General features: G+C 70.3%; 25 protein-coding genes. 7 read left to right on the top strand and 18 right to left on the bottom strand.

From position 1 onward, the window contains the following. Positions 1-23: 23 nt before the first annotated feature. Together ASE43_RS19145 and ASE43_RS19140 are read left to right on the top strand one after the other, a co-directional pair. The gene (locus ASE43_RS19145) at positions 24-1,049 is read left to right on the top strand and encodes a uroporphyrinogen-III C-methyltransferase (protein ID WP_082576394.1); all 1,026 of its coding nucleotides are present in this window, start codon (positions 24-26) and stop codon (positions 1,047-1,049) included. Positions 1,050-1,058: 9 nt separating this feature from the next. Then, complete coding sequence (locus ASE43_RS19140) at positions 1,059-2,312, top strand: heme biosynthesis HemY N-terminal domain-containing protein (RefSeq protein ID WP_057161576.1); 1,254 nt, start codon at positions 1,059-1,061, stop codon at positions 2,310-2,312. Positions 2,313-2,363: 51 nt separating this feature from the next. Here the strand turns inward: ASE43_RS19140 and ASE43_RS19135 are convergent, their stop codons facing one another. The 3 genes from ASE43_RS19135 to ASE43_RS19125 form a co-directional block, all read right to left on the bottom strand. Continuing rightward, a complete protein-coding gene (locus ASE43_RS19135; protein ID WP_057161575.1) occupies positions 2,364-2,924 on the bottom strand; it encodes a hypothetical protein in 561 nt (186 codons plus the stop codon). A gap of 123 nt (positions 2,925-3,047) precedes the next feature. Further along, positions 3,048-3,548, bottom strand: a complete 501-nt coding sequence (locus ASE43_RS19130) for an O-acetyl-ADP-ribose deacetylase (protein ID WP_057161574.1) — start codon at positions 3,546-3,548, stop codon at positions 3,048-3,050. Between the two features lie 128 nt (positions 3,549-3,676). Continuing rightward, the gene (locus ASE43_RS19125; protein ID WP_056177088.1) at positions 3,677-4,954 is read right to left on the bottom strand and encodes an acetyl-CoA C-acetyltransferase; all 1,278 of its coding nucleotides are present in this window, start codon (positions 4,952-4,954) and stop codon (positions 3,677-3,679) included. A gap of 137 nt (positions 4,955-5,091) precedes the next feature. Between ASE43_RS19125 and ASE43_RS19120 the strand changes: the two genes are divergently transcribed. Beyond that, a complete protein-coding gene (locus ASE43_RS19120) occupies positions 5,092-6,006 on the top strand; it encodes a hypothetical protein (protein ID WP_057161573.1) in 915 nt (304 codons plus the stop codon). A gap of 21 nt (positions 6,007-6,027) precedes the next feature. On the opposite strand, the gene ASE43_RS19115 is transcribed toward ASE43_RS19120, so the two are convergent. From ASE43_RS19115 to ASE43_RS19060, 12 genes are all read right to left on the bottom strand, one after another. Next, positions 6,028-6,519: a GNAT family N-acetyltransferase gene (locus tag ASE43_RS19115; RefSeq protein ID WP_057161572.1), complete on the bottom strand. Its 492-nt coding sequence runs from the start codon at positions 6,517-6,519 to the stop codon at positions 6,028-6,030. Between the two features lie 102 nt (positions 6,520-6,621). After that, positions 6,622-7,188: a superoxide dismutase family protein gene (locus ASE43_RS19110; RefSeq protein ID WP_057161571.1), complete on the bottom strand. Its 567-nt coding sequence runs from the start codon at positions 7,186-7,188 to the stop codon at positions 6,622-6,624. Positions 7,189-7,279: 91 nt separating this feature from the next. Continuing rightward, on the bottom strand, positions 7,280-8,692 hold the full coding sequence (gene ntrC, locus ASE43_RS19105) for a nitrogen regulation protein NR(I) (protein ID WP_057161570.1): 1,413 nt from the start codon (positions 8,690-8,692) through the stop codon (positions 7,280-7,282). After that, positions 8,689-9,750, bottom strand: coding sequence for an ATP-binding protein (locus ASE43_RS19100; protein ID WP_056177098.1), 1,062 nt, complete (start codon positions 9,748-9,750; stop codon positions 8,689-8,691). The genes ntrC and ASE43_RS19100 overlap by 4 nt, the downstream gene beginning before the upstream one ends. 83 nt (positions 9,751-9,833) lie before the next feature. Next, entirely contained in the window at positions 9,834-12,224 is a 2,391-nt protein-coding gene (locus tag ASE43_RS19095; protein ID WP_162258815.1) for an EAL domain-containing protein, read from the bottom strand. Between the two features lie 159 nt (positions 12,225-12,383). Next, positions 12,384-12,743, bottom strand: a complete 360-nt coding sequence (locus ASE43_RS19090; protein ID WP_056177102.1) for a hypothetical protein — start codon at positions 12,741-12,743, stop codon at positions 12,384-12,386. 75 nt (positions 12,744-12,818) lie between these two features. Next, positions 12,819-13,208, bottom strand: coding sequence for a roadblock/LC7 domain-containing protein (locus ASE43_RS19085; RefSeq protein WP_056177104.1), 390 nt, complete (start codon positions 13,206-13,208; stop codon positions 12,819-12,821). Beyond that, positions 13,205-13,768, bottom strand: a complete 564-nt coding sequence (locus ASE43_RS19080) for an ATP/GTP-binding protein (protein ID WP_056177106.1) — start codon at positions 13,766-13,768, stop codon at positions 13,205-13,207. Before ASE43_RS19080 ends, ASE43_RS19085 begins: the two co-directional genes overlap by 4 nt. A 9-nt stretch (positions 13,769-13,777) precedes the next feature. Continuing rightward, a complete protein-coding gene (locus ASE43_RS19075) occupies positions 13,778-14,764 on the bottom strand; it encodes a hypothetical protein (protein ID WP_057161568.1) in 987 nt (328 codons plus the stop codon). 180 nt (positions 14,765-14,944) lie between these two features. After that, the gene (locus ASE43_RS19070; protein ID WP_057161567.1) at positions 14,945-15,556 is read right to left on the bottom strand and encodes a response regulator; all 612 of its coding nucleotides are present in this window, start codon (positions 15,554-15,556) and stop codon (positions 14,945-14,947) included. Beyond that, entirely contained in the window at positions 15,553-16,470 is a 918-nt protein-coding gene (locus ASE43_RS19065) for a sensor histidine kinase (protein ID WP_235568827.1), read from the bottom strand. The genes ASE43_RS19070 and ASE43_RS19065 overlap by 4 nt, the downstream gene beginning before the upstream one ends. A gap of 496 nt (positions 16,471-16,966) precedes the next feature. Beyond that, positions 16,967-17,761: an alpha/beta hydrolase gene (locus ASE43_RS19060; RefSeq protein WP_082607384.1), complete on the bottom strand. Its 795-nt coding sequence runs from the start codon at positions 17,759-17,761 to the stop codon at positions 16,967-16,969. Between the two features lie 158 nt (positions 17,762-17,919). On the opposite strand from ASE43_RS19060, the gene ASE43_RS19055 reads away from it, so the two are divergent. Then, positions 17,920-18,363 (top strand): MarR family transcriptional regulator, encoded by a 444-nt coding sequence (locus ASE43_RS19055; RefSeq protein WP_057161565.1) that lies wholly within the window; start codon positions 17,920-17,922, stop codon positions 18,361-18,363. A 90-nt stretch (positions 18,364-18,453) separates the two neighbouring features. Here the strand turns inward: ASE43_RS19055 and ASE43_RS19050 are convergent, their stop codons facing one another. Both ASE43_RS19050 and ASE43_RS19045 read right to left on the bottom strand, forming a co-directional pair. After that, complete coding sequence (locus ASE43_RS19050) at positions 18,454-18,834, bottom strand: VOC family protein (RefSeq protein ID WP_057161564.1); 381 nt, start codon at positions 18,832-18,834, stop codon at positions 18,454-18,456. A gap of 75 nt (positions 18,835-18,909) precedes the next feature. After that, positions 18,910-19,629, bottom strand: coding sequence for a glutathione S-transferase N-terminal domain-containing protein (locus tag ASE43_RS19045; RefSeq protein ID WP_057161563.1), 720 nt, complete (start codon positions 19,627-19,629; stop codon positions 18,910-18,912). Between the two features lie 117 nt (positions 19,630-19,746). Between ASE43_RS19045 and ASE43_RS19040 the strand changes: the two genes are divergently transcribed. From ASE43_RS19040 to ASE43_RS19030, 3 genes are all read left to right on the top strand, one after another. Then, on the top strand, positions 19,747-20,127 hold the full coding sequence (locus tag ASE43_RS19040; protein ID WP_200943975.1) for a BlaI/MecI/CopY family transcriptional regulator: 381 nt from the start codon (positions 19,747-19,749) through the stop codon (positions 20,125-20,127). Positions 20,128-20,129: 2 nt separating this feature from the next. Continuing rightward, a complete protein-coding gene (locus ASE43_RS19035; protein ID WP_057161562.1) occupies positions 20,130-21,359 on the top strand; it encodes a M56 family metallopeptidase in 1,230 nt (409 codons plus the stop codon). 68 nt (positions 21,360-21,427) lie between these two features. Continuing rightward, complete coding sequence (locus tag ASE43_RS19030) at positions 21,428-22,750, top strand: hypothetical protein (protein ID WP_082607383.1); 1,323 nt, start codon at positions 21,428-21,430, stop codon at positions 22,748-22,750. A gap of 78 nt (positions 22,751-22,828) precedes the next feature. On the opposite strand, the gene ASE43_RS19025 is transcribed toward ASE43_RS19030, so the two are convergent. After that, a complete protein-coding gene (locus ASE43_RS19025) occupies positions 22,829-24,385 on the bottom strand; it encodes a serine hydrolase domain-containing protein (RefSeq protein WP_057161561.1) in 1,557 nt (518 codons plus the stop codon). Between the last annotated feature and the right edge of the window lie 29 nt (positions 24,386-24,414).

The following is a 24,414-nucleotide window of genomic DNA, read 5'->3' as shown; positions in this document are numbered from 1 at the left end:
CCTTCCGGTAGCATGGCGGTGTCATGAGCGCCTCCCCCGATTCTTCCGCCCCGGCCTCCCCCACCTCCCGGCCCGCCTCCGACGTGTCCTCGCCCTCGCCCGCCCCCCGACGCTCCTCTTACTCCTGGCTCTGGTTGCTGTTGCTCGTGCTGCTCGCGGCCGGCGGCTGGTACTACTGGAAACAAATGCAAGCGAGTGCCGCGCGCGAACGCGCCGCGGTCGCCGACGCCGACCTGCGCCTGGATGCGCTGGACGAGCGCATCAACGCGCTACGCAACGACCAGCGCTCGCAGAACCGCCGCCTGCAGCAGGCCGACACCACCAACCGCGTGCTGCGCGACGAATTGCACGGCATCGGCACGCGCGCCAGCCTGATCGAAGACAGCGTGTCCAAACTCGCCGACCCCGATCGCCACGGCGCCCAGGCCATGCGCCTGGACGAAACCGAACTGCTGCTGACCCTGGGCCAGCAACGCCTGCAGATCGCCGGCGACCTGGCCGGCGCGCGCCGCGCCTATGCGCTGGCCGGCGGCGTGCTCGACGGCATCGACGACCCGGCCTACCTCAGCCTGCGCCAGACCCTGATGCAGGAGCGCGCCGCGCTGGACGCGCTGGGCATCGACCCGCGCGTGCGCGCGATGGCCGAGCTGGACGCGTTCGCGCGCACGCTGAGCCTGGCGCCGGTGCGCGACGCGCAGCCCGCCGCGCCGCGTGCGCCGTGGTGGCAGCGCGCGTTCGGCAACATCGTCGACATCCAGCCCAGCGACGGCGCGGTCGCGCTGCGCCCGGCCGATCGCGCGATCGCATTGGCCGGCCTGCAACTGGAAATCTCGCTCGCTCGCGCCGCCGCCGAACGCCGCGACGATGCCGGTTACCGCAACGCGCTCAGCCGCGCCGACGGCTGGCTGCAACGCCTGGCGCCGGCCTCGGCGGCGCAGACGCGCCAGCGCGACAGCCTGAAATCGCTGGCCGCCATGCCGCTTTCACTGACGGTTCCCACGCTGGGCAGCACACTGCAGCAACTGCGCCAGTTGCGCACCACGCGCTGAGGAGCCCGGATGAATCTGTTCCGCAATCTGCTGTTCTGGATCGTGCTGGCGCTGGCCGGCGCCCTGGTCGCGCAACTGCTGGTGCAGGACCCCGGCTACGTGCTGGTGCGCTACGGCGGCAACGACTACACCACCAACGTCCCGAAGGCCATCCTGATCGCGGGCGCCACCTTGATCGGCTTGTGGCTGGCCTGGAAGGTGCTGTCGCTGCCGTTCGCGGCGGTGCGCCGGCATCGCAAGAAGCAGGCGCGCGCGCGCTTGATCGACGGTCTGGATGCGCTGCATCAGGGCCATTGGTCGCGCGCGGAAAAGTCCCTGGCCCTGGCCGCGCGCAGCGACGACGTCGCCTCGATCGCGCATGTCGGCGCCGCCCAGGCCGCGACCGCGCGCGGCGACGCCGCCGCCAGCGCGCAGCATCTGGACAGCCTGGGCAATGCCGGCTACCCGACCACGCGCGCGTTGGCCGCGGCCGAACTGGCCCTGGCCGCGGATCGCGCCGACGAGGCCCTGCTCGCGCTGGACGCGCCCGCCGCGCAGCCGCTGCCGCCGCGCGGACTGCTGCTGCGCGCGCGCGCGCTGGCCGCGCTGGGCCGCGCCGGCGAGGCTTACGGGCTGCTCGGTGCGCTGCGCCAGCAACAGGCCGTGCCGGCCGAGCGCCTGAGCCTGCTGGAAGCGCAGTGGGCCGAGGCCTCGCTGCGCGAAGCCGCCGACGCCAACGTGCTGGCCGATCGCTGGGAAGCGCTGCCCAAGCCGCTCAAGAGCGAACCGGCCGCGGTCGCCGCCTACGCCGAACGCGCCGCCGCGCTGCGCTGGGAAGAAGCCGCGGCCAAGAGCCTGGAACAGGCGCTGGACACGCGTTGGGACGAATCCTTGGCCGCGCTCTACGGGCGCCTGCCGATCGGCCGCCTCGACGCGCGCCGCGGCAACGCCGAGCGCTGGCTGTCGGCGCACCCGGCCAGCCCGGCGCTGCTGGTCACGCTGGCGCGCCTGGCCCGCGCGCAAGGCCAATGGCCGCAGGCCGAGGCCTATCTGCACCGCGCGCTGGCCCAGGGCGCCAACAGCGAAGCCTGGGAAGAGCTGGGCCACGGTTTCGCCGCCGCCGGCGACGATGCGCGCGCGCGCCTGAGTTACGCCAACGCCCTGCGCGCCGCGCGTGGCGAGGCCGCGAGCGAGCTGCCGGGACGCGACCTGCGCCAGAAGATTTTCGACGAGGCCGTGGTCGAGGAACGCGACGAACACGGCATGCCGCGTCTGCGCGGCTGAGCGGCGTCCGGCATCGATGCGCGGCGATCGCCGCGCGTTCGCGCAGCGGACTCAGCGGCCGCCGACGTAGGTCGGCAGCGTCGCCAGGAACGCCTGGCCGCAGCCTTTGAAGCGCGCATAGACCGGGCCGATGTGGCTGGGCATCAGGATCCGCGCCATGGCCACGCCGCCGATCAACAGCCCCAACATGAGCAGGGCGCCGGCCAGGATCAGCCAGCCGCGCTCCATATCCACGCCCATGAACATCAGCGTCATGCCCAGCGGCACGCTGGCCCAGGCGATGCCCAGGCCGATCCTGCGCCGGCGCAGGTGGCGTTCGCACAGGCCGGCGCTGACGCGCGTGTGCTTGCGCACCATCGCCGCGATTACCGCGTAGATCAGCAGATTCAACAGGATCAGCACGTACCAGGCCGGCGTGTGCCAGTAATAACGGCGATGCTTGATCGGCTCCACCGCCGGCGCATTGCACTTGATGCAGCGCGGCGGCAGTTTGCACTCCGCGCGCACCACCAGCACCGCGCCTTCCCGCCAGCAGTCGCCGTCCAGCTCGACCCGCGTCGGCGCGACATACAGCGGCGCTTTCGGCGCCTCATACGGATTGAACGCAGTCATCGGATCCCCTGTCGCCGGCGACTCGGCGCGCCCGTGTTCGCAAGGCCGCGCCGGTGGACGCGCGCCATCCCCATGACTGCGCGCCGTGCCTGCGACGAGGATAGAGGCCGCGCAGCGGCTTGCCTAGCCGGACGCGAGCAAATCCCGATACACCGCGAGGTCCTCGGCCGAGTAGCAGCAGAAGATCGCGCGCAGCGGGTACGACTGCGTGGCCAACGTCACCGTCGCGATCGCGATGCGCGCGGCGGCTTCGATCGGATAGCCGTAGATGCCGGTGCTGATCGAGGGGAACGCGATCGAGCGCAGCGCGTACCGCTGCGCCAGCTCCAGCGCATTGCGATAGCACGCGGCCAGGGTGTCGGCCTCGCCGTGCTCGCCGCCGCGCCAGACCGGGCCGACGGTGTGGATCACATGGCGCGCGGGCAGCCGATAACCGCGCGTGAGCTTGGCCTGTCCGGGTTTGCAGCCGCCGAGCAGGCGGCATTCGGCGACCAGCTCGGGGCCGGCGGCACGATGGATCGCGCCGTCGACGCCGCCTCCGCCCATCAGCGAGCTGTTGGCGGCATTGACGATGGCGTCGACGTCCAGGGTGACGATGTTGGCCTGGATCGCTTCGAGGGACATGCCGGCGCTCCTGGGTGAAAAACTCGATGCCCGTTAACGCGATGGGAGCGGGGCGAGTCGCGAGGGCGCCGGGCGCCGATCGCGGCTCACGCCGCTCCCACAGGTAGCAGGACGCGTGCGGGCGAGGCTCAGCGCTCGAGGATCGCCACCACGCCCATGCCGCCGGCGGTGCAGATCGAGATCAGGCAACGGCCGCCGCCGCGCTGCTTGAGCTCCTTGGCGGCGGTGGCGACGATGCGCGCGCCGGTGGCCGCGAACGGATGGCCGGCCGCCAGCGAGGAGCCGTTGGGGTTGATCTTGGCCGGGTCGATGCGGCCCAGCGGCGCGTCCAGGCCGAGGCGGTTCTTGCAGTAGTCCTCGCTCTCCCAGGCGCGCAGCGTGCACAGCACCTGCGCGGCGAAAGCCTCGTGGATCTCGTAGAAATCGAAGTCCTGCAGCGTCAGCCCGTTGCGCTTGAGCATCTCCGGCACCGCCACGGTCGGGGCCATCAGCAGGCCTTCGCCGTGCACGAAGTCCACCGCCGCCACCTGCGAATCGCGCAGGTAGCACAGCACCTCGTGGTTGTGCGCGCGCGCCCACTCTTCCGAGGCCAGCAGGCAGGCCGCGGCGCCGTCGGTGAGCGGGGTGGAATTGGCCGCGGTTAGGGTGCCGCGCCCGGAGACCTTGTCGAACGCCGGCTTCAGCGTGGCCAGCTTTTCCAGGCTGCTGTCGGCGCGCAGGTTGTTGTCGCGCGAGACGCCGCGGAAGCTGACCACCAGGTCCTCGAAGAAGCCGCGCTCGTAGGCCGCGGCCAGCTTCTGGTGCGAGGACAGCGCCCACTCGTCCTGCGAGTCGCGCGCGATGTTCCACTCCTTGGCCATGTCCTCGCAGTGGTCGCCCATGCTCTTGCCGGTGCGCGGCTCGGCCACGCCCGGGAACTCGGGCTTGAGCTCGCGCAGATGGAAGCCTTTGAACGCGGCCAGCTTGTCCTTGGTGGTCTTGGCGCGCGCGGCCTCGAGCAGACGGCGGCGCAGGCGCTTGCCGTACACGATCGGCACGTCGGAAGTGGTGTCGGAACCGCCGCCGATGCCGACCTCGATCTGGCCTGTGGCGATCTTGTTGCCGACGGTGATGATCGAATCCAGCGAGGTGCCGCAGGCGCGCTGCAGGGTGATGCCCGGCGTCAGCGGCGACAGCCCCGAGGACAGCGCGGCCTCGCGGCCGAGGTTCCAGTCGCTGCTGTGCTTGATCACCGCGCCCATCGCGACCTCGCCCAGCTGCTGGCCGTGCAGGCCGAACTTCTCGACCAGGGCGCCGAGCGTCCGTACCGACATGCCGAGATTGCCGACGTCCGCGTAGGCGGTGTTCTGGCGGCAGAACGGAATGCGAACGCCACCGAGCACGGCGACGGGACGGACAGGACGCATCGGGATACCTCGGGTTGGCGGGACAGCGGGAAGGCGGGTGAAGCTGGAGACCGGCCCGCAACATCATCGCGGGCATAATGGCGCAGTGTAGCGCCGCCTCCGCGCGCAACCAAACGCCAGCGTATCCAAGCCCGACGATGACCTCAGACGCCAGCCACCGCCAAGCGCCTCCCGCCCCGCTGCACGTGCTCGGGGCGCTTGCGCTGGAGCTCCGGGGCGACGCCGCCGTCGCCCGCCACGCCCTGTCCCAGGCCCAGGTCGGGCCGCTGGCCGACCTGATCGCGCGCGATCTGGCCGGCTTCGCGCCCCAGGCCGCGGCGCTGGAGCTGGTCGTCGTCGGCGCCCATTACGACCCGGTCGAGGTGCTGCGCCCGGGCTGGCCGCTGCACCACGAGCTCGACCAGCTGGCCGCGCGCGCGCCCGGCCGACGCGAGGCCGAGGGCCGGATCGTGGCCTTCGGCGCCCACGAGGACCGCCTGCCCGGCACCCTGCCGCCCTCGCCCGACTTCGCCGGCGGCCCGCTGCGGCTGGTGCCGTTCCTGCTCGGCGGCGACCCCGACATCGCCGCGCGCGTGGGCGACGCCTTCGAAACCAGCCTGCTCGAACGCGGCATGGCCGGCGCCGACACCGCCCTGGCCGCGCAGGAAGCGTTCGGCCTGCAGGTCGAGCACGCGCGCTACCTGACCGTGCACGACCTAGCTGCGATGATGGCCATGCAGTACGAGCACGCCGGCCTGGCGCCGCTGTGGCCGATCCTGGAAACCGCGCTGCTGCAGCCCGACGGCGAGGAGTGGCTGGACACGCCGCCGGAGCCGCTGATCCATTACGCCGACGGCGAAGCGCGGATCGCGATGTTCTCGCCGCCGGCCTGGCATGCGCGCTACGCGCCCGAGGCGCCCTGCGACAGCGACGACTGCCGCGCCCAGCTCAATCGCCGCTACCAGCATTTCGAGGCGCGCCTGCGCCAGATCGCCGCGGTGCTGGGCGCGCACGGCGTGCCGGTGACCTTCGTGCATTGCGAAGACGGTGAGCAGGCGCGCGATCAGCTTTGAAGCGCGCCCGAGCCGGCGCGCTCAGCGCTGGCCGAACTCGCTTTCGAAGATCGCGTAACCCGCGTCGTCCATGGCCAGCGCGCGATAGGTGCTTTGCGCGGCGGTGTTGGCGCGTTCGACGTACAAGCGCAGACCGATCACGCCCGGCGTGGCCTGCGCCAGCGCGGCGACGTGGCCGTGCATGGCCTGGTACACGCCCTGGCGGCGATGCTCGGGGGCGACGTAGACGCTCTGGATCCACCACCAGTCGCCGTTGCGCCAGTCGCTCCACTCGTGGGTGAACATCAAGGTGCCGGCGGCGGCGGCGATGGTTTCGCGGCCGGCGACTTCGACTTCGCGCATGGCGATGAAGTAACGCGCCTTGGCGCCATCGGCCAGACCGGCCTCGACGCCGGCGCGCACGGTGTCCGGATCGAGTCGCTTGTGTTCGGTTTCCCAGGCCATCGCGATCATCCAGTCGGCGATCAGATCGCGGTCGGCGGCTTCGGCGTCGCGGATGCGCAGGCGGGTCATGGCGGCGTGTCTAGGCGTGGGCGGTCAGGATAAGCGGGCGGCGCTGGTTCGTCGCCGCCCTTATGCCACGACGGCAACGCGCGGCGCCGCCGATCGCCGAACTCAGTGCGACACCGAGATCACGCCGCAAGCCACGCGCGCGCCGGCGTTGCCGGCCGGCTGGCTCACGTAGTCGTCGGGCGCCGCATGCACCACCACCGCGCGGCCGGCGATGTCGTTGCCGGCGCCGCCGCCCAGGGTCACGGCGCGCGCGTGCGCGTCGACCTTGGCCACGCCGTCGGCATCGGCGACCAGGTTGTCCATATCGCCGCCGTGATGGCTGCCGCTGTCGACCTTGCCGTGCGCGCTCATGCCCGGATTGAAGTGGCCGCCCGCGCTGCTGGCGTCGACCGCGCTGCAATCGCCCTTCTCGTGGATATGGATCGCATGCACGCTGCCCGGCGCGAAGCCGCCGATCACGCCGGTCAGGCGCACGCCGTCGGCGGTCGGCACGATCTGCAGCTTGCCGCTGACCAGACTGCCCGAGGCCGAGGCCAGGATCGCCTGCCCGGACTGCGCGGTGGACACCGGCTTGGGCGCCGGCGGCGCGGTCTTCTTCGGCGCCGACCCGCAGGCGGTCAGAACCACGGCGGTGACGGCGATCAGGGCGGTGCGGGCGGCGGTGTTCATGACGACTCCTGGGTTCGATCGAGTGCGTTGGATAAGGAATGGGATAGCGGCCCCGGCACGCTAGCGCGCGCTCAGTTCAGCGCCGGTGAAACTAGCTGCGCTTACGACCGGAGCCGAGCTTGCGGGTCAAGGTGTTGCGGCCCAGGCCCAGGCGCGCCGCGGCTTCGCTGCGGCGGCCGCCGGTATGCTCCAGCGCGGCTTCCAGCAGCGTGCGGTCGAACCGATCGCGCGCATGCGCATGGATGTCCTGCGCACCCTCGGCCAGTTGCGCGCGCACCCACGCGGCCAGGCGCGCGTCCCAGTCGTCGTCGCCGCGCGCGCTCGCGCTGGTGGCCAGCGCTTCGTCCAGATCGGCGCGGCTGATGCTGTCGCCGGGCGCCAGCGCGGCCAGGCGCCAGCACACGTTCTCCAGCTCGCGCACGTTGCCGGGCCAGTCGTGCGCCTGCAATCGCTCCAGCGCCGCCTTCGACAGGCGCTTGGGCGCAGCCGCGAACTTGGCGGCGGCCGCGGCCAGGAAGCGCTCGGCGAGCTGGCCGATGTCGGCGCGACGCTCGCGCAGCGGCGGCAGGCGCAGGCGCACGACGTCCAGGCGATGCAACAGATCGGCGCGGAAGCGGCCCTCGCCGACCAACGTCTCCAGGTCCTGATGGGTGGCGGCGATCACGCGCACGTCGACGCGGATCAGTTCGCGGCCGCCGACGCGGAAGAACTCGCCCTCGGCCAGCACGCGCAGCAAACGCGTCTGCAACGGCAGCGGCATGTCGCCGATCTCGTCCAGGAACAGGCTGCCGCCGTCGGCCTGTTCGAAGCGGCCGATGTGGCGGCGCTGGGCACCGGTGAAGGCGCCGGCTTCGTGGCCGAACAATTCGCTTTCCAGCAGCTCGGCCGGAATCGCGGCGGTGTTGAGCGCCACGAACGGGCGCTGCGCGCGCGGCGATTCGCGGTGCAGCGCGCGCGCGACCAGCTCCTTGCCGGTGCCGGTCTCGCCGGTGATCAGCACCGACAGCGGCGCCTGCGCGAGCCGGCCGATGGCGCGGAACAGCGTGCGCATCGCCGGCGTGTCGCCGATCAAGGCATCGGCCGCGGCCGCGTCGCCGGCTTCGGCCGGTGCCGGCGCGCCGCGTTCGGCGCCTAGCGCGCGCGCGGCCAGCGCCACCGCGTCGTCGAGATCGAAAGGCTTGGACAGGAACTCGTGCGCGCCGCCGCGGAACGCGCCGGCGGTGCTGGCCACGTCGGTGTAGGCGCTCATCACGATCACCGGCAGATGCGGCGCGGCGGCCTTGAGCTTGTCCAGCAGTACCAGGCCGTCGTCGCCGGGCATGCGCACGTCGGTGAACAACAGCTCGGGCGCGCCGCGCGAGGCCAGCGCGTCCAACACGTCCTGGGCGTTCTCGAAACCGTCGACCGCATAGCCGGCCTCGCGCAAGGCGGTGGCCAGCACGAAGCGCACGCTGCGGTCGTCGTCGACCACCCAGACCCGGGCCGGCGCGGAAGGGACGTTCATTCGGGCGCAGCCTCCGGTTCGATCGACATCGGCAGCAACAGGGTGAACACCGTATGGCCGGGCCGCGAACGGTAGGCCAGCGAACCGCGGTGCTCGCGCGCGACCTGCTGCGCCAACGCCAGGCCCAGGCCGCTGCCTTCGGCGCGGCCGGATACCAGCGGCAGGAACAATTGCTCGGCCAGCTCCTCGGGCACGCCGCGGCCGTCGTCGCCGATCTCCAGGCGCAGCGCGATCGCATGCGCGATGTCAGCGATGCGCACGCTGTGTTCGGCGCGCGTGCGCAGGGTCACCTGGGTCGCGCCGGCCTCGATCGCATTGCGCACCAGGTTCCACACCGCCTGCATCAGACGGTCGGCATCGCCGGCGAACTCGGGCAGGCTGGGGTCGTAATCGCGCACCAGCCGTACCGCCCAACCGGCCTCGCTCTCGGCCAGCCGCAGCACGCGTTCGAGCACAGCATGGATGTTGAGCGCCGCATGCGCGCGCGGCGGCGCCGGCGTCAGCAGCTGATCGAGCAGCGCGGTCAGGCGATCGACCTCGCTGCCGATCAGACCGACCAGCTCGCGCGAATCGCCGTTGCCCGCGTTGCCGTGATCGAGCCGGCGCGCGAGCAGCTGCGCCGCGCCTTTTACGCCCGCGAGCGGATTGCGCAGCTCGTGCGCCAATCCCTTCAGCGACGCCGACAGAGCCGAGGGCAACAACAAGGCCGGATCGTCGCCCGGGAACTCATCGACTGGGTGCACTTCCAGCAGCCAGCCGCCATCGTCCAACCGGCTCAGCCACAGATCGGCGAAGCGTTCCTCGCCGTCGGCATAGCGCAGGCGGGTGCGGCGCAAACGCAGCGACTCGTCCATCGTGGTACGTGCCAAGGCCGCTGCCAGCCGCCCGTCGCCCGCATCCAGCCCGGCCAGCGGCCAGCCCGGCAGGCGCCGCGCGCTGACCCCGAGCCAGCGCGAGAACGCCGCATTGCAACCCAGGATCGCACCGCCGGCATCGCTCCAGGCAAGCGGGGTGGTGAGGCTGTCCAGGGCCGGCGCGGGGATGGAATCGGGGGGCATTGCACCATCTTAGTGCAAGTGCGAGCGGGTTCACTGGTGACACGCCAAGGACCGAACCCAGCGCGCCGGCGCCGCGCTCGCGATCAGGCCACGTTGGCCCTGGCGGCGAGCGGGCTGACCTGCCGGATCAGCTCCTGCAAGGGGCAGGGCTTGTGGATGGCATAACCTTGCGCCGCATCCACGCCGATCTCGCGCAAGCGCTGCAGCACCGCCTCGGTCTCGGCCCATTCCGCCACGGTGCGCTTGCCCTGCGAGCGGGCGACTTCGGTGATCGCGCGGACCACGGCGTAGTCCAGATCGTTGCGATCGATGTCGCGCACGAACAATCCGTCGATCTTGAGGATGTCGACCGGCAGGCTTTTCAGATACGCGAACGACGACAGTCCGCTGCCGAAGTCGTCCAGCGCCACCAGGCAACCGCGCGCATGCACGGCGTCGATGAAGGCATGGGCCTGGGAGAGCCGGTCGATGGACGCGGTTTCGGTCAGTTCGAAGCACAGCTTGCGAGCGACCTCGGGGTGCGCGTCCAGCAAGGCTTCGGCGCGCCGGCAGAAATCGCGCGAGGCCGCCGACTGACCGGACACGTTCACGTGGCACAGCTCCAGCTGCTCCAGATGCGCGCGATTTCGCGACAGCGCCTGCAAGGTCAGGTTCAACACTTGCAGATCGATCATGCTGGCCTGGCCATAGCGCTCGGCCGCCGGCAGGAACGCGCCGGGATTGCACAGGTTGCCGCTGACGTCGCGCAAGCGGACCAGGATTTCGTACTGCAGCCCACCGGTTCCCGCCGTGAGCGACGCGATGCGCTGCGCATACAGCTGCAGGCGATCCTCGGCGATCGCCGAGCGCGTCTGATCGACCCAATGCATCTCGCGCCGGTGCTCGGCGACCTCGGTGTCGCTTTCGACATACACCTGAACGCTGTTGCGGCCACCGTCCTTGGCGAGATAGCAGGCGGTATCGGCGGCGCGAAGCAGCCAGGCCACGCTGGGGCTTTCGGCGTTGATCTCGACCAGCCCGATGCTCGCGGTCAACGCGAAATGGTGGCCCTCCCACAGCAGGCAGGTGTCGGCCAGCACCTGGTTGATGCGGCCGGCGAGCCTGGTCGCGGCCTCGACGGGCGTGTCGCGCAGCAGCACCGCGAATTCGTCGCCGCCCAGGCGTCCCATCCAGTCCTCGGGGCGAAGGTGGCCGGGCAGGGTCGTCGCGATGAGCCGCAGCACTTCGTCGCCGGCGGCGTGGCTGCAGGTGTCGTTGATCAGCTTGAACTGGTCGAGATCGAGGAAGCACAGCGTGTGGCGGCGACCGTCGGCGTGCGCCTGCGCCAGCAATTCGTCCAGACGATGCTCGATCTCGCGCCGGTTGATCAGGCCGGTCAATCCGTCGTGGCTGGCCTGGAAGGTCAGGATCTGCGCCAGGTCGCGCGCCTCCGACACGTCCTCGATGATGAGGAAGATCCGGCCGGCTCCGGCCTCGACCTGCACGTTCGACGGCGTGACGCGCCCCCAGAACTCGCTGCCGTCCGAACGCCGGACCTTGCGTTCGACCGGGGCCGAACCGTCCATCCAGGCATCGCCCGCGGGGCTGGCGTCGACCAGATGGTCGCTGAAACGTGTACCCACCAGGTATTCCGCCGAATAGGACAGCATCGCCGCCAACTCTTCGTTCGCCGCCAGCACCAGGCCTTCGCTGTTGAGCTTGGCCATGCCCACGCTGGCCTGCTGAAACGCCGCGCGGAACCGGCTTTCGGTGGCGCGGATGCGGCGTAACGAGGAGTGATAGGCGAGCACCGCCAAGGCGGCGATGACGACGAACAGGACGCCACTGACCAGCAGCAACAGCGCGCGCACTTGCGCTACGCCCTCGAGCAGGGTGCTCGCGAACTTGCGCTCCATGGGCTGCAGCGTGCGGCCGATGCTATCCAGCTCCGCGCGCACCTGCGGTCCGGCGGCGGTCGCGCCCGGTCGACGCCAATGCGCCTCCAACTGATCGGCGATGGCTTGCAGCCGGTAGATACGAGGCTCGGCCTCGCGCCAGATCGCGACCGCGTCGGCGAAGAACGGGGCCCGGGAAAAGGCCCGGTACACCCAGATCAGGCGCGGGATATCCGCTTCGGCGTTGCGGCCGGCGCGGAAGCCGCGTTCGGCCGCCTGCAGATCCACAGGGCGGCGCTCCAGCGCCAATCGGCCCGCGCGGTCGCCCATGGGCACTTCCAGCGCCTTGCGCGCCAGCGCCAGCTCGTGCGGATCGCCCCGCAAGGAGTAGCGGTCGAGGTGGTAAACGATTTCCAGGCGGGCCCGGGACCAATGGCCCTCGCCGACCAGGTAGGCGGTCGCGCCCGCCTGGATCTCGATGACGGCCGCGGAGATGGCCGTGGCCAGCCCCGCCGCGAACACCAGGGCGACGAAACCCATCCAGATACGCCAGGGCGCCTGCTTGATGCCGGACGTCGCGCCCCAGGCTCCGTTGCGCACAGCAGCCACATCCCTGTACTGCATGACCGCCCCCCCGAGCCTGGCATGTGTGACAGCGAATGTACGCCGTTGCCGGCGAATCTCAACTGCCCGGTATGCGGCCCCGCCGACGCCGAAACCCGGCGCCGGCGCGGCGCCGGTCGCCGGGGGGAGACCGGCTCAGAGCGACATCGCGGACTCGATTTCCGCGGTCTTGATGCGCGCCAGCGCCAGGCTCGATTTGGCCTTGTCCAGCACCAGGTAGATGAAGACGCCCGAGCGCTCGGTCATGGGCCGGATCACGTGGTACTGCTTGCCCAAGGTGATCAGGATGTCCTCGATGTTGTCCTTCAGACCCAGCGACTTCATGGTCTTGAGCTTGGCGCGCACGACCTCCGTGTTGCCGGCGCCGGCGACATCCAGGTCCACGCCGCCGCCGGCCTTGCCCAGCACCATGCCGCTGTTGGAATCCACCACCGCGGCAGCGGAAGCACCGTCGATCAGCATCAGCTCTTCCAGGGATTGCGTCAGATTGCCCATGGCCCACCTCCTCGGTTTCGCACCGGAAACGGAACGGCCACGGACCCGATGCGACGTCCGCGGCCGGTATGCGGATCAAGTCGCCAGGCGTCGCCCCAGCGCGTGCGCCGTGTCGCGCGCGGCGTACAGCACCGACCCCAGACTCGCGGCGTCGCTGCACAGAACGCTCATCAACAGTTCGCGACCCGGCACGGGTATGCGCAAGGTCACCACCGCGCCGCCGTCGGTTTCGACGATGACGTTTCGACAGCCGCTCATCTGCAGCTCTTGCGCCACCGCTTCGCTCAGCGCGAGCAGCGAGCTGACCATGGCGGCGAGCTTTTCGACCGCGATGCCGTCGCGCAGGACCGCGGCGACTTCGAAGCCGTCGCCGGTGACGACCGCCGCCGAGTCCACGCCCAGGGTCTGGCTGACCAGGACCTCCAGTACGTCGCGGCAGGGCGGGTGCAGATCGTGCGCGCTCACGCGGGGGCTCCGGTGGGCAGCGCCGCGGCCGCTTTGGCCTCGACCATCGCGATCAAGGCGCCCAACATCGTCCGCACCTGCGCGGCGTTGCGGGCATCGACGGAAAACACCGGCAAGACCCGCCCGAGCTGCGTCAGTCGCACGTGGTAGGCGTCCATGGCCGGGCCGCGGCCGACGTCGCGACGGGTGATGCCGATCACCAGCGCGCCGCGCGTGCCCAAGGCCTCGAAGCTATGCAGATAGCGCTCGAGCTCGGACAGCGGGTCAGGCCCGTCGTTGTCCAACAGCAGCATCATCCCCAGCGCGCGCTTCTCCAGAATGCGCCACATGAAGTCGAAGCGATCCTGGCCCGGCACGCCGTAGAGTCGGACCTTGTCGCCATCGCCCAGCGAGATCTCGCCGTAATCCAGCGCCACCGTGGTGGTGGCCTTGGCATTGCGCTGCAAATCCGTGTTGCCCGCTTCGGTGCGCACGACCGGTATCTCGCTCAGCGCGGATATGGCCGTGGTCTTGCCGGCGCCCATGGGGCCGGCCACCAGCACGATGTATTCGCGAGCCATCGATATCTCCTACTTCATCCAACGTCGCCACAGACGATCGAACAGGCCGCCGGTCGCTCTGTCTTGCGGGGGCGGGATCGGCGCCGGCGCGACCGCGGCCACTTCCAGCACGCCGCACAACTGGCAGGCATGCATGAAGTGATCGGCTTCGGTCTCGCTCATGCCGGTGGCCGCGGCCAGTTCGCAGGCGTCCATCGCGCCCGCCGCCAGCGCCGCGCAGGCTTGCAAATGCCGCGGATCGTGCGGCAGGCGCGCGAAATCCGGCCACTGGCGCAAGCGGTGGCGCTCGTGGCGGGCCGCGTGCTCGCGCGAGGCCAACAGGCCGATGGGCCACAGCAATTCGTCCAGCGGCGATCCGCGATCGCGCTCGGCCGCCAGTTCCGGCGAATCGGGCGCGATCGCGGTGAGCACGAAGCGCTTGCTCTCCAGTGCCTTGCCCAATTGCGCCTGCTCGAAGTCCATGCAGTACGTGCGGCTGCGCGTGCACAAGTACACCGTGCCGTGACCCAGCACGCGTACGCGCAGCGTGTGTTCGACCGGGCGCACCAGCAGCCGCGCGAGCGATGAGGCCAGGGTCTTTTCGTCTTCGACGGCCTCGGCCGCCGCGGCGACGCCGCCCTGGACGGCGAGCTGCTCCTGCTGCAGGCGATCTATCGCGCCATCCAGCAATTCGAGCACCGCCATGACGCGGAACGGAACCGCCAAAGCGAGCGCTTCGGCTGGCGCGGCCGGTTCGTGTTCGCGCACCAGCAAGCCCGACACGCCGGCGCGCACGCCGGGCCGGCGCAGGGTGCGTGTGTGCAGATACAGATCCGTGTCCGTGCCCTCGGCCCAGATCCAGCCGCGCAGGGATTTGGAGGCGACCACCTTCAGGATCGCATCGAGCGTCGCGTGTTCGTCGGCGTCGAGACCGTCGACGAGCAGGCGGAGAGGCGCAGTATCGCGTTCGGACGCCGCGCAAGCGGGCGTCGGATCGAAAATAGGGTCTGTATTCATAGGCGCGCACTCCCCTGGAATCGCTAATGCGATCGGCGGGTGCGGGGCCGAGTGGAACGGATGGTCTGCCGGTTCGAGGCAGTCGTTACGCCGCAGCGCGCTTGCGGGGCGCCAGGGCTGGGATAGACGCTAGTCCTGATCGCGAGGGCGTGTCAATTCTCGAAAATGCGACGACGATCACTAATCCGATCGGTCGCCATTCAGTGCCGAGGCCGCCAGCGCGTCGGCGGCGAACACGATGCCCTCGGCCAGCTCGGTCATTTTCCGCCGCTGCGAACGCGCCGTGTCGCGCAAGCGCAGCTCCGCTTCGCTGCGCGACAGCCGGTGTCGTTCCATCAGGATGCCGATCGCGACACTGATGCCTCGCTGCTGGTCCAGCGCCTGCTCCAGCTGGCGCCCGGTGCTGCGCAAGCGGCTCAGATCGGCGGCGCGCTTCAAGGCCGCTTCCACCGCAGGCATGATTTGCGGGATATCGATCGGCTTGACCAGAAACCCCACCGCGCCCAGCTCGGTGGCCTCGTCGACCGTGGCTTCGTCGCCGTAGGCGGAAAGGAACATGAAAGGAATCCCATCGCGCGCCTGCAGCTCGCGCGCGAGTTCGAAACCGCCGCGCTCGCCCATCCGAATGTCCAGCAAGGCCAGATCCGGTCGCCAGCCGTCCAGCAGCGCGACCGCTTCGTCCACCGATTGCGCCGATTCGACCTGATAGCCGGCGGCCTGCAAGCCGCGGCAGACCGTCGCGAGCACCAATCGATCGTCGTCCACCACCAGCAGACGGTGTATGCGGTTCATGCGATCGCCTCTTGGTCTTTCGTGCTTTCGCTGAGCACATCGGGCGCGTGCAGCGCGAGGGTGGCCACGACGCGACGGCCTTCCTCGGCCAAGCCGATGCTGGCGCCGCGCCGCGGCAACAGCGAGCGGATCAGACCCAACCCATTACCGAGGCTGACGCCGGCGCTGAAGTCGAAGTTCGCGGGCAGGAAGCCCGGATTGCTGACCAGGATTTCCGCCCGTTGCGCATGCGCGATCGCGTCGATGGCGACGATGCCATTCACGCCAGAGCGCGATCGATGCTTCGCCGCGTTCATGATCAGCTCGTTCAGCACCATCGCCACCGGCACGGACTCCTCTTCGTTGACGCTGAATCTTTCCAGCGCCGCGCACCGATCCGATACCGTGATCGGTGCGTGCATGATGCCGGAAACGGACGCGGCCACCCTCACCATCAGCATGCGCAGATTGATCTGACCGTCCTTGGCCTCGCCGTGCAAGCCATGCACCGCCGCGATCGCCGACACCTGCGCGGAGGCGGCTTCGAGCAGGGGCTTCAGCAGCGGCTTGTCGGACAGGTGCTGACGCAGCAGGCCGGTCACGCCTTGCAGGCTGTTCTTGATGCGATGGTGGACTTCGCGAACCAGGGCATCGCGCTGCGCGCGCGCGACCTCCCCCGAGTTCGTATCGGCCGCGCTGGACACGGCATCCTCGATGGCGGCCACGATCAGGCCGTCGCCGCCGCCGGCCAGGGAGACGATGGCGTCCACCGCGGCGCCATTGGCGCGCTGCAATTCCAAGCGCGCGAGGGGCTGGGTGCCATTCAGTCCAGCGGCCGCCTGCCGCAGCGCATCCATGCCCGCCGGCAGCGGCTGGCCCAACATCCGCGCGGCATCGAAGCCGAACAAGCGCTGCGCGCCGGCGCTCCACAGCACGATGCTGCCGCGCTGTTCCCAAGCGACGAATGCGACCGGCGTGTGCGACGACAACGCATCCAGTACCGCGATCAGGCGCCGCGACTCTTCGCGGCGCCCGTGGCGTCGCGCCGCATGCCAGGTCGCCAGCGGCAGTAGCGCACACGCGAGGATCAGCAGCAGCGCGAGAGAATTCATGCCAGCTAAGCGACCGGTGATGAGCACTGCCTGGCGGCGCCCGCAATGTCGGATCCATGCGAGCCCGCAGCCCTTTCCTACCCTGCGTCGGCCGGGTATCGCCTACCCGCCGCCCTCGGCAAAGGTACCGTCGCCGACAACCGCCAGCAACACGGCCGCAAGCCGCGCGCTCGAGCTACTGCGCCGCAAGGCGCAAGGAGAACCCGGAGGCGGGTTCTCCTTGCCGCCGTCTGGCGACGCATGCGTCGGGATGCGCACCGACAAGAGCGAACTCCCGACGACACGCGACATGCAAGACCGCGCCTGCGTCGCGCTTGGATCAGCGAGCAGCGCGAGCCGCGTCGGCGATCACCTCGGCCACCGCTTCCGGATCCGACGACATCGGCACATGGCTGGTCTGCAGCACGGTGGTCTTGGCCTTGAGCTTCTTCGCCAGCGCACGCTGCGCGCCCGGATCGATCATGCGGTCCTGGGCGGCGACGATGTACCAGGAAGGCTTGGCGATCCACGCGGCGGCCGTGACCTTCTGTTCGAAGTTGGCGGCGCGCACCGGGCCTTGGGTGGCCGCGATCAGGTTGGCTTCCTGCGCGCTGACGTCCTGGGCGAAGTCCTGGGCGACGGCATCGGCCGGCAGGGTCAGGTAGCCGTCGGCATCGGCGATCACGCGGGCCAGGCCGGGGCTGGCCGGGAAGGCCTTGGTGCCCTCGCCCGAGCTTTCGCCCAGCGAAGGCGCGAACGAGGCGACGTAGACCAGCGACTTGACCTTGTCGTGAGTGCCGGCCTGGGTGATCACGGTGCCGGCCCAGGAGTGGCCGACCAGCACGACCGGGCCCGTCTGGGCATTGATGACGCGGTTGGTGGCGGCGACGTCGTCTTCCAGCGAGGTCAGCGGGTTCTGCACCGCGACCGCCTTGAGGCCCTTGGCCTGCAGCAGCGGGATCACCTTGTTCCAGGACGAACCGTCGGCGAAGGCGCCGTGGACCAGGACCACGGTGGTGGCGTCCTTGGCGGGGGCCGGAGCGACCGGTTCGGCGGCCGAGGCGGTGGAGATCGCCGCCGACAGGGCCAGGGAGAGCAGCAGGACGGCGGAAGCACGGGGGCGCGAGGTGTTCATGGGTCTACTCCTGGAGGGTTGAGGGATGAATATCGCGATATCATTTATCGCGATAAAGATCAGACTACATGAACCCAAAAGACTGTCAAGATATTTTTTATCGTGATAAGCTTATTTCAGCTAAGTGATTGACTGAACAGGCTTCGAGGACTCCGATCATGGCCGGCAAGACCCCGTTTACGCTGGACGAGCAGCTGTGCTTCGCGCTGTACGGCGCCGGCATCGCGATCAATCGCGCCTACAAGCCGCTGCTGGACGCGTTGGGGCTGACCTACCCGCAGTACCTCGTGCTGAGCGCACTGTGGGAACACGACGGGCTCACCGTCGGCGCGATCGGCACGCGCTTGGCGCTGGAGCCCAGCACCATCACCCCGCTGGTCAAGCGCCTGGAGCTGGCCGGCCTGGTCGAGCGCCAACGCAGCGCGCAGGACGAACGCCAGGTGCATGTGCGCCTGACCACCGCCGGGCGCGAGCTGCGCGCGCGCACCCGCTGCCTGGCCGAGACCCTGGGCGAACGTTCGGGCATGAGCGCGCAGGAGTTGGGCGCGCTGAACAAGCAGGTGCAGCGCCTGCGCGATGCACTGGCCCTGCCCTTGGAATGAGCGGCGATGACGTCGCCGCCCGCGTTGCGGCGGCGGCGCGCTTGCTGGCCTAGTCGGCGCCGCTGCGGCGTTGAGCGTGCGTCGCGCGCCTCAGAGCGCACTCAGCATCACGTAGTAGCCGTCGGGATCGCGCAAGGCGAACTCCTCGGTGCCGGTGTTCGGATTCACGCCGGGCTCCTCTTCCAGCGCCGCGACCAGCGCACGCGCGCGCGGCAGCGCCGCGGCGAAATCGTCGACGCGGAAGAACAGCAGCAAGCCGTTGCCGGGTTCGGCGCGCTCGCGGCTGGCCAGGGTCGGATGCTCGTGCGCGCCCCACTCGTGCAAGCACAGCAGCACCGTGCCGTCGGTATCCAGGATCTGTCCGAAGTAGCGATGCGCCGGCTCGGTGGCCGGCAGGCCCAGCAGCGACTGATACCACTTGAAGCTGGTGGCTACGTCGGTGACGCCGATGATGGTCCAAGTGCGTTTCATGCGACCCTCCTTGTTGCAACGGTTATTCGCTGCGCCAGCGCACCCGTCCCGGCAGCGCCGCAGGCAGCAGCATGGCTATCGGGGGCGACGCCCGTACACGCGATGGAGGGCATCCCGCCAGTCCAGCAGGTCGGCGAATTCCGAGGCCAGCGCGGCATCGAGCCAGCACTGGCGCTGGACCGGACCCAGCGCCTCGGGTCCGGCGCTTGGCACCACCGCTTCCAGCAGCACCGACATGCTGATGTCGGCGTAGCCGAAACGATCGAACAAGTAGCCCGTGCCCGCGCGCGCGAGCCCCACGCGCAGTGCGAGCAGCGATTCGCGGTGCGCGTTGGCTTGCACCAGATGCGCGTACTTGCGATCCAGACGTCGCGCCACCCGGCGCGCCACCGGCCTGAGCAACGCGCGACTGCCGCCGCGCAGCAGCGGCACCGACTCGTCCAGGGCGCGGTTGTCGGCGAGCACCGCGCGCACCACTCGCGTTCGTGCGGCGGCCAGGCCGCGTTCGCTGATCTCATCCCAGGGCCGCGCCTCGGCGAGCGCGCCCAGACGTGCGTCGCCCGCGCATTGCGCCGCGTACTCGGCGATGTTCCAAGAACCGCGGATCGCCTGCGCACGCGTCAACAGCACCGGCACCGACACCGGCTGGCGCCAGAGTCCCAGCCGCCAGCGCAGCCAGGGCTCGCTGATGCCAGGCGTGTATTCGCGATAGGCGTAGTCGACGCCGCAACGGTCCAGCGCCCAGCGCGCCTTAAGGGTCCATGGAGAGAATGCCTCGCCTACCAGCAGCGCCATATCGTCCACCTGGAGTCGTCCCGCCGCCGGTCTTCACCGCAGCCGACACGTCGGCCAACCCGTCCCGCCACGAGTATGCGCCTTGTCTTGCGGGCGCGATCGTCGCATCCTGATCCGGTGAAGAAATCGCCACCGACCGCCGCCGAACTCGCCATCCTGCGCATCCTGTGGCGGGACGGGCCGGCGACGGTGAAACAGGTGCATGAAGCGGTGTACGCCGGCACCGACACCGGCTACACCAGCGCCTTGAAGATCCTGCAGAACATGCTGGCCAAGGGCTTGGTCTCGCGCGCCACCGACGCGCGCCAGCATGTCTACAAAGCCGCGGTGTCCGAGCGCCCCACCCTCAACCGGCTGGTGCGCGGCTGGATGGACAGCGCGTTCTCCGGTTCGTCGCTGGCCTTGGCCATGCAGGCCCTGGACGCGCGCCCGATCGATCAGCAGGAGCTGGCCGAACTCAAGGCGGTGATCCAACGGCTGGAAGCCGGTTCCGACTGAGCATGGCCCCGGCGACGCTGGCGTACGTCTTCGAGCTGCTGGCGTTCGCTCTGGGCGGGACGCTGCTGCAAGGCGTCCTGCTGTGGTCGTCGTGGCGCCTGTCCAGCCGGCTGATTCCCGTTGCCCGCCCCGGCCTTCGCTATCGCGTGGCCAGTGCGCATTTCGCGCTGCTGGCGGCCCTGCCCGTGCTCACGATCGTGTCGTTCCATCTGTTGTTCGCGACCATGGGCGGCGAGATTTCGCGCGAGAAGCCGGCCATCGATCTGCCGCCGCCGACGGTGAGCGCGGCCTACCTGGGCCTACTGGCGTCGGTCGCGGCATGCTGGCTGTGCGGCGCCGGCTGGCAGGCGATCGGGTTGTTCGGCGAACTCGCGCGCCTGGCGGCCATGCCGCTGCACGCGGCGCCGGCCGCGTTGGTCGCTACCGTGGATCGCTTGCGCGTCAACGACGGCGGGCACCGTCGGCTGGAGACGCGCATCGCCGCGGTCGCCGGGCCGCAGGTGATCGGCTTCCGGCGCGCGGTCCTGATGGTGCCCGCGGATTTCATGACCCGCCTGCCGGCGGCGGAGCGCGAGGCCGTCCTGCTGCACGAGCTGGCGCACGCGCGCCGGCAGGATTTCGCCTGCAACCTGCTGCAGCGCCTGGGCCTGATGCTGGTGTGGTTTCACCCCGCAGCCTGGGCGCTGTATCGCAGCCTCGCTTTCGAGCGCGAGGCCGCCTGCGACGCGGCCGCGGTGCGTCGGGGTGCCGCGGCGAAGACGCTCGCGCAGGGGCTGCTGCGCCTGGCGGAAGACCGCCATGCGCATCCGGTCGCGATGGCGTCTTCCGGTGGCGCCGCGCTGAGCGTGCGCCTGCATCGGTTGCTGTCGCCCGAGCGCGCCGCGCCGTCGCTGCGCGCACGCGCGGGCGGCGCCTTCGGCGTGCTGGCGGTGCTTGGCGCCGCGCTGGCCCTGGCCGCGCCCGGCCTCAACGCCGCGCGCATGCAGGACCGCTATATCGCCAGCGGGTTCGGCCCCACCGTGGTCGTCAACGCGCGCGACCCGGCCGGCAGCTTCGCCTTGCGCATACGCCAGGGCCGGGTCGTGCAGGCCTCGATCGAACGCCAGGCCGTGCCCAGCGAACGCATCATCCAGCAGGGCGATACGGTCCTGCTGCTGGGCGCGAACCGACGCCCGGCGGTGTCCTTGCGGGTGTTCGCGAATGGGCGAATCCGTTGGAATGCGCGCGGCTAGCCACCCGCCCGGCCCTGATATACGATGCGCGTCGTAGATAAGTACGACAACCATCGTAGAGGGATCGCATGGACCTGCTCTCCGGCCTGACCCGTTCCGCCCTGGCCGTCGCCCTGGCCGCCTTGTTGCTGCCGTCGCGCGCCACCGCCGCTCCCGACCCCGCCGACGCGGCCCGCGTGTTCGCCGAGGCGAAAGCCCTGTGCGAGCGCGACGAGGGCGCGCTGTGGGGAACCTCCTTGTGCGGCCCGATCCTGCTGGTCGACTACACGGATCGTTCGGTCGTGGCCAACGTCGCCGACAAGGAAGGCCGGCTGGTGGCGTCCGGCGCGCTGTTCGCCGGGACCTTGCCCGAGAGCGTGATCATCGCCAACACGCCCACCGAATGGGCGGGCGTGCGCTGGACCCAGCTGCTGTGGCCTTTGCCCACGGAGGCGGACAAACGCCAGGTGCTGATCGCGCACGAGCTGTTCCATCGCATCCAGCCGACGTTGGGCCTCACTCGCAACGAAGTCGGCAACCGGCACCTGGACACGCTGGAAGGCCGCTATCTGTTGCAGCTGGAATGGCGCGCCCTGGCGCAGGCCCTGAAAGCGACGACGCCCGCGCTGCGGCAGGCGGCCCTGAGCGACGCGCTGCTGTTCCGGCACGAACGCTATCGCCTGTTCGCGCAGGCCGCGCTGGAAGAAGGCCAGCTCGAGATCAATGAGGGCGTGCCCGAATACACCGGCGTCAAGGTCGGCCTCAACGATCCCAAGGCGCGCCTCGCCCACGCCGAGTACGACCTGTCCGCGTTCGTGCAGGCGCCCAGCTTCGTGCGTTCGTTCGCGTACGCCACCGGCCCGGCCTATGGCCTGCTGCTGGACGAGGCCGATCCGGCCTGGCGCGACAAGCTCGGTTCCGGACAGCGGCTGGACCAGTTGTTGAGTGCGGCGATGCGCCTGCCCGATCCGGACCCGAAGACGCTAGCCGCGCGCGCCACGCACTACGACGACGGCGCACTGCGATCGGCGGAGGAGGCGCGCGACCGGCAAAAGCGCGCGCAGGCGGCGGAGCTGACGGCGCGCCTGGTCGACGGCCCGGTCCTGATCATCGCGCTCAAGAAGAGCAATCGTCAGTTCAATCCGCAAACCCTGATCCCGCTGGGCGAGCTGGGCATGGTCTACCCGACCCTGCGCTTGACCGGCGAATGGGGCGCGCTGCAGGTCGACAGCGGCGGCGCGTTGCTGACCGCCAAACAAGCGACGGTGTCCGTAAAAGGCGCGGACCCGTCCGGAATCAAGGGCGAGGGCTGGCGGCTCGATCTGGCGCCCGGCTGGTCCGTGCGACCGGGCGCGCGCGCCGGCGACCTGATCGTGGCGCAGACGCCGACGGATGCCGCCGGCACACCATAGCCGGCGCGGCGACGAGCGCTGCGAGCGCCTCGCGGTCGGGGCGCGCTGCACGGCGCCGCGGCCGAGCGCGGACCTCCACTACTCCCTGAGGTAGTAGGTCACCGAATCCGTTTCCGGGATCGCCACCGTCAGGCCGCGCACCTTGCCCCAGGCGTCGCGACGGAAGTCGAAGACGATGGTGTAGAGCCCGGCATACACGTAGCGCGCCGGCCCCAGCGACTGCAAGCGCACCGGCTGCTCGCGTCCGGCCATCAGCAGCTCGACGGTGTCGCCGGCGACGTTCACGCGGAAGCCCGGGTAATCGAAGTTGTCGGCGGTGGCGCGGCGCAGATCCATCGGCGTCTGCGGGTCGAGCCGATAAGCGCCGACAAAATCCGGCGACGGCGGCAGACGCTGGGCCACCGCCCGTACCGGCGGGCGAGCGCCCGGCATGATCGCGTCGGCCAGGGCATTGCGGATTTCGTCGATCAGTACGCCGCCGTTGCTGGCGTTGGTCAGCACCACGTAGCCGTCGCCGGTTTCCGGATAACCCTCCATCAGGGCCAAATAGCTTTCGTTGGCGCCCATGTGGAAGAAGTAGCGGCTCTGGCCCGAGCCGCCCAGACGCGGCCCCAGGCCGAATACGCTGGGCGAGACCTCGGTCATCATCGCCGTCGCCAAGGGCTGCGGCAGGAAATCGCCGCGCCCCTGATAGCTCTTGATCAAAGCGCCGACCAAGCGGCCCAGATCGTTCGCGCTGGTCCATAGCCCGGACGCGCCGCCCTCGCCGAAACTCTCCCAGCCGCGCGGCAGCGCGACCCGGTCGCCATCGAGGTCGTGGGCCTTGGCGATGTTGCCGCGCGCGGCCGACAGCGGGCTTTCGAAGGTGCTGCGGCGCATGCCCAGCGGCGCGAACACCTGCGCCTGCGCCAGCGCCTGCAAGGACTGGCCGGACACGTCTTCCAGCGCGAGTTGCTCCACGGTGACGCCGCCGCCGGAGTAGTCCACGACCGCGCCGGGCGCATGCTTGAAGCGCACCGCTTCGCCCTTGGCCGGCGCCTGGCCGTCCAGCACCTGCACCAGCGTCGGCAACGCTTCGTTCGGCTGGTAATCCGCGAAGCCGTGCACGCCCAGGCCCGAGGTGTGCGACATCAGCATGCGCAGGCTCACCCGCGGCGGCGGTGCGTCCGCGACGGCGGCCGGCAGCTTCCAGCGCCGCAGGTAGTCGCCGACATCGCGGTCCAGATCCAGCCGCCTCTGCGCGACCAGGCGCAGGGTGGTGGTCGCGGTGGCGACCTTGCTGATCGAGCCCACCGAGAACAGCGTGTCGCCGTCCACCTTGTCCTGGGTGCCGGCCTCGCGCACGCCGTAGCCGGCTGCGCGCACCACTTCGCCGTTCTTCACCAGCGCGATCGCCACGCCGGGCACGTGGTAATGGCGCATGCGCTCGGCCAGCGACCAACGCGGCGGCGCCTGGCCGGCGGCGATCACGCTGGGACGCAGGCCGTGATCCAGAGCGGCGAAGGGATCCGGTTCGGTCGGCGCCTGCGCCGTCGCCGCGACGACGCACGCGGCCAAACCCAAGCAACGCAGGCGCAGGCCGATGCCGGTGCCGCGCGCGGAGTTCGATGGACGACAGGCGGACTCGACGGGCATGGCGGCTTCCTGCTTGCGAGCTGACAGGC

Source organism: Lysobacter sp. Root983 (genome assembly GCF_001429345.1).
In the GTDB taxonomy this organism is placed as follows: domain Bacteria; phylum Pseudomonadota; class Gammaproteobacteria; order Xanthomonadales; family Xanthomonadaceae; genus Lysobacter.
This window is presented reverse-complemented; position numbering and strand designations above follow the sequence as displayed.